Origin of the sequence: Cellulosimicrobium composti (assembly GCF_009711085.1) — a bacterium.
Classification (GTDB): domain Bacteria; phylum Actinomycetota; class Actinomycetes; order Actinomycetales; family Cellulomonadaceae; genus Cellulosimicrobium; species Cellulosimicrobium composti.
This window is the reverse complement of sequence record NZ_WMKA01000140.1, coordinates 1-365: the sequence shown is the minus strand read 5'-3', so window position 1 is coordinate 365 and position 365 is coordinate 1. Positions and strand designations below refer to the sequence as shown.

At 57.3% G+C, this 365-nt stretch carries 1 rRNA gene; it reads left to right on the top strand.

The features are described from left to right. Positions 1-365 (top strand): 23S ribosomal RNA (locus GJV82_RS19285); the annotation flags it as partial.

Below are 365 nucleotides of genomic sequence, written 5' to 3'. Positions count from 1 at the left end.
TGTGGAGGGAACGCGGGGAAGTGAAACATCTCAGTACCCGCAGGAAGAGAAAACAACCGTGATTCCGGGAGTAGTGGTGAGCGAAACCGGATGAGGCCAAACCAGTCACGTGTGATACCCGGCAGGGGTTGCGTGGTTGGGGTTGTGGGAGTTCTCTTGATCGGTCTGCCGGCCGGTCGGTGAGTCAGAAACCGTTGATGTAGGCGAAGGACATGCGAAAGGTCCGGCGTAGAGGGTAAGACCCCCGTAGCTGAAACATTAGCGGCTCGCTTGAGAACCACCCAAGTAGCACGGGGCCCGTGAAATCCCGTGTGAATCTGGCGGGACCACCCGTTAAGCCTAAATATTCCCTGGTGACCGATAGC